Genomic DNA, 3,868 nt, shown 5'->3' on the forward strand with positions numbered 1-3,868 from the left:
TGGGCGGCGACCAGCGCCGGCACGCCCGAGGCGCGCACGCAGATCTACGGCGGCACCGCGCAGTTCCAGCCGCACCACCAGCCCTTCAACTACTACGCCACGATGGATCCGCAGCGGCACGCCGCCTACCGCGCCGAGCACCTGCGCGATTTCGACAGCCGCTTCCTGGCTGATGCCGCCGCTGGCCAACTGCCGCACGTGACCTTCTACAAGCCGCAGGGCAACCTCAACCAGCACGCCGGCTACGCCAACGTCGCCGACGGCGACGCCCACATCGCCGAAGTCATCGCACGGCTCCAGCAAAGCCCGCAGTGGCCGCACATGCTCATCGTCGTCACCTACGACGAAAACGGCGGCTTCTGGGACCACGCCCGCGTGCCCAAGGGCGACCGCTGGGGCCCCGGCACCCGCATCCCGGCGCTCATCGTCTCCCCGCTCGCTCGCAAAGGCTTCGTCGACAAGACCCAGTACGACACCGCCTCCATCCTGCGCTTCATCACCCGCCGCTGGGGCCTGGACCCGCTGCCCGGCGTGGTCGAGCGCGACCAGGGGCTGAAGGCGAATGGTTTTCCGGCGATGGGGGACTTGAGTGGGGCGTTGGGGCCGGGGTGAGGCCATTGCTTGTGCCTGATGGGTCGACAATGCTGCCTGACCCGAGTGGACAACGCCCTTACCGGCATCACACGCAACGCGAACCATGTTGGCTGCCTCTCAAATTCCGCTGCCCCTGCCCCGCGAGGCCCTGGTGTCAACCCTGCGAGACCGTTTGCCTGGGCTCCTGGCCGTGTACGTCTTTGGCAGTCGCGCCCAGGGCACGGCAGGGCCGCAAAGCGATCTCGACATGGCGGTGCTGGTGGCAGGCCAGGTCGAACCGCTGGTCCTGTGGGAACTGGCCGGCGACCTGGCAGACCTGAGCGGCTGCCCGGTCGACCTGCTGGACCTGCGCGCAGCCTCTACCGTTATGCAGTACCAGGTCATCACCACCGGGCAGCGCTGGTGGGCGCTGGACGCACAGGCCGCCCTCTACGAAGCGGCGATCCTGAGCGAGAAGACCGAGTTGGACCAGGCGCGCGCCGGCCTGCTGGCAGACATCCAGGCAGAGGGAACCGTGTATGGCCGATGACGTGCTGATCAACAAGGCCGCCGCGATCGAGCGCTGCGTGCGCCGCGCTCGCGAGGAATACGCCGCCGACCCGGCCAGCTTCGCCACCAACTTCACCCGCCAGGACGCAGCCATCCTGAACATCCAGCGCGCCTGCGAAGCCGCACTGGACATGGGCCAGCACATGGTCCGCCGCGAGCGCCTTGGGGTGCCTCAAAGCGCCCGCGACGTGTTCGCGCTGCTGGCGCAAGGCGGCTGGATCGAAGCGCCACTGGCCGATGAACTCAAGCGCATGGTCGGCTTCCGCAACATCGCCGTGCACGATTACCAGGCCCTGCAACTGCCCATCACCGTGAGCATCATCCAGAATCATTTGGACGGTTTCCTGCGCTACAGCCAGGCGTTGTTGCTGGGGGATGCGGGCAAGGGTGGCGGTTGAAGCTGCGGCGCCAGTAAAGCCCCCTCAGCGCTCGGCGCGCTGCATGTTCACCACTTCATAGCGCAGCTCGGCGGCACCGCGAACAAAAAACGAAGCTTCTTTCGCCACGAATCCGTGCCGCTCGTAGAAGCCCTGCGAGTTGCGGGTGGCGACCACGGTGAGCGGTCCGTCGTGGCCGATCTCGGCCTGTGCCATGGCCAGCCGGAACAACTGCCCACCCAGCCCGGAGCCCGCGGCTTCCGGCCGAACGAACAGCAGCGTGACCTCGCCCGGCACAAAGCCCGCAAAGCCCAACACCCGTCCCTCGCGCTCGGCAACAAGGATCTGCCCCGCCTGAATCGCCGGCCAATGGACCTGATGCGTCCGGCCCTCGAACCAGGTCTGCATCTGCAGTGGCGTGTAGGCACCGGCGCAGAGCGTCAGCACCGAATCCTGGTGGGCTTCGAAGACGGCTTGGGAGTCGGCGAGGGTGGCCGGGCGGATTGAAGCCGGCGGCAGGGCGTTCAGGGTCATGAGCGGCGGTGTTCTGCGAACCTATCGATGCGGCCGCCCGCACGTAGAAGGTAACTCATGCAACAGCGCGGGCTGTGAGATGTGTGAATTCAGTACCTCATGGTCCATGGGTCCTGTGTCAGCTTGCCCAAGTCTTATCGAGAGATCCCTTGCGCGTGTCTGTTGCGGCGCCGTCCCCGCCTTCCGCCTGAGGGCAACTTCAATACAGCCTGAATCTATCGATAACCGTCGTGAGGAAACAGCGCCTCAAGCTCAATTGCGAGTTGATGTGCGGGGCAGCCCATGTCGCTTGCAGAGGCTTCGATGCGGTCGGCATGGGTGGCAGGAAACCTGATGCCTCGCCCGACGAGCGCGGCCACCAGGTCATCGATTCGAGCTGCGCTGGCCGCTGGGACCTCAAGGTCTGCATCGCCAACGGTAGTGGCGAACAGGCCCACAGGTTCCCCAGTGGCTCTTGAACGTTCTGCGAAGCGGTCGAGGTGCCCTGCTGCACCGGGCGAGATGACGCGAACGTTCGGTTCAAAGCAGAGGATGACCGAGACGCTGACTTTGGCCCATGCGCCAACCGGAGCGTTCAGCGCCAAAAGTACCGCGAACACCGCGGTGAAACGAGGCGTCTTGTTCATGTGACCTCATGGACGTTTCTGGCGATCCGCGCCCTGCGCTGAGCTCAAGAATCAGCGCACCTCAGCCCGCAATCGCCCGCTTCCCCGTCGGTGTGATCGCCAGCACCAGCGCAGCATCCTGCTTCCCATAGGCGCCTCGCCCTGAATTCACCGGCGGCATTGCGAGCTTGATGTAGCCCAGGGCTGCCAAAGCCTGAGCGCCTTTGAACTCTTCGGCGGCCAGGAGGCGGACGGGCATTTTTTGGGAGGTGAATTTACGGAGCAGTTCCAGGTCGGCCATGTTCGTTCCAATTGTTCTGTGTTGAAGGGGTGATCGTAGTCGCAAGCCGAGATTGCGGTCATGCGCTGGCTGGCGACAGCGTGGCATGCGGCCAGTCCGGGCGTTCCGCGTGGGCGGGCGCCTGTGCGGTCAGTGCCGCCAACCATGCCGGCATCGTTGCGCTCGGCTCCGGCCCCCAGCCCCTGACGACGCAGACGCTGTGTGCGCCCGCCGCCTTGGCGGCACCAGCCTGTTCGGGCGTCAGCACCCCGCCAATCGCCACCACCGGCGCTGGCGAATTGACCACCCACCATGCCAGGTTGTCCAGCCCTTGCGGGCGCCACGGCATGTCCTTGGTCGTCGTCGGCCAGACGGGGCCGCAGGCGATGTAGTCGGGGGTCCATGCGGCGGCGCGGGCGAGTTCCCAGGGACTGTGGCTGGACAGGCCCAGGCCGATGCCGCTCGCCTGGGCCTGGCGGAGTTGCCGGCGTTCCGGTTCGCTCAGCGCGAGCAGGTCTTCCTGGCCGAGGTGCAGGGCTTGGGCGCCGGTGGCGAGGGCGAGTTGCCAGTGGTCGTTGACCCAGAGGATGGCGCCGGCGGCGTCGCAGGCGGCGAGGGACTGGCGCAGTTCTCGTTGGTAGTTGGACTGCCAGCGTTCGGCTTCGGTGCCGGCAAGGCTGGGTGGGCGCTTGATGCGCAGTTGCAGTTGGCGCAGGCCGGCGCCCAGCAATTGCGCGATGCGCTCGGCGCTGTCGGCAATGCCGTAGAGGCCTTCACGCAAGATGCTGGAACGGGCCGGTGCGGACCAGGCTTCTGGTGCTTCGTTGCCGATGTGCAGGCGCGGTAACGGGCGTTTCGTGGAATGGCCGCTCCAGCCGTGCATCGCCCGCACCGGACCCGCGCCCTGGCCTTGCGGGGTGGCCTGGCGC

General features: G+C 66.6%; 7 protein-coding genes. 3 read left to right on the forward strand and 4 right to left on the reverse strand.

Going from position 1 to position 3,868, the window contains the following annotated elements:
* The 3 genes from FKP22_RS23600 to hepT form a co-directional block, all read left to right on the forward strand.
* The coding region (locus FKP22_RS23600) for an alkaline phosphatase family protein (protein WP_310733364.1) at positions 1-612 on the forward strand (612 nt) is incomplete at its 5' end.
* A gap of 115 nt (positions 613-727) precedes the next feature.
* Positions 728-1,123, forward strand: coding sequence for a type VII toxin-antitoxin system MntA family adenylyltransferase antitoxin (gene mntA / locus FKP22_RS23605; RefSeq protein WP_141290120.1), 396 nt, complete (start codon positions 728-730; stop codon positions 1,121-1,123).
* The gene (gene hepT, locus FKP22_RS23610; protein WP_141290115.1) at positions 1,113-1,541 is read left to right on the forward strand and encodes a type VII toxin-antitoxin system HepT family RNase toxin; all 429 of its coding nucleotides are present in this window, start codon (positions 1,113-1,115) and stop codon (positions 1,539-1,541) included. Before mntA ends, hepT begins: the two co-directional genes overlap by 11 nt.
* 24 nt (positions 1,542-1,565) lie before the next feature.
* Here hepT and FKP22_RS23615 read toward each other — a convergent pair whose 3' ends face one another.
* From FKP22_RS23615 to FKP22_RS23630, 4 genes are all read right to left on the reverse strand, one after another.
* Positions 1,566-2,054: a GNAT family N-acetyltransferase gene (locus FKP22_RS23615; RefSeq protein WP_141290116.1), complete on the reverse strand. Its 489-nt coding sequence runs from the start codon at positions 2,052-2,054 to the stop codon at positions 1,566-1,568.
* Between the two features lie 215 nt (positions 2,055-2,269).
* Positions 2,270-2,680, reverse strand: a complete 411-nt coding sequence (locus FKP22_RS23620) for a hypothetical protein (protein ID WP_141290117.1) — start codon at positions 2,678-2,680, stop codon at positions 2,270-2,272.
* 61 nt (positions 2,681-2,741) lie between these two features.
* Positions 2,742-2,960 (reverse strand): hypothetical protein, encoded by a 219-nt coding sequence (locus FKP22_RS23625; protein WP_141290118.1) that lies wholly within the window; start codon positions 2,958-2,960, stop codon positions 2,742-2,744.
* A gap of 58 nt (positions 2,961-3,018) precedes the next feature.
* The coding region (locus FKP22_RS23630) for a thiamine phosphate synthase (protein ID WP_141290119.1) at positions 3,019-3,868 on the reverse strand (850 nt) is incomplete at its 5' end.

The sequence above is a fragment of the Ideonella azotifigens genome, assembly GCF_006519715.1.
Taxonomy (GTDB): Bacteria; Pseudomonadota; Gammaproteobacteria; order Burkholderiales; family Burkholderiaceae_C; genus Ideonella; species Ideonella azotifigens.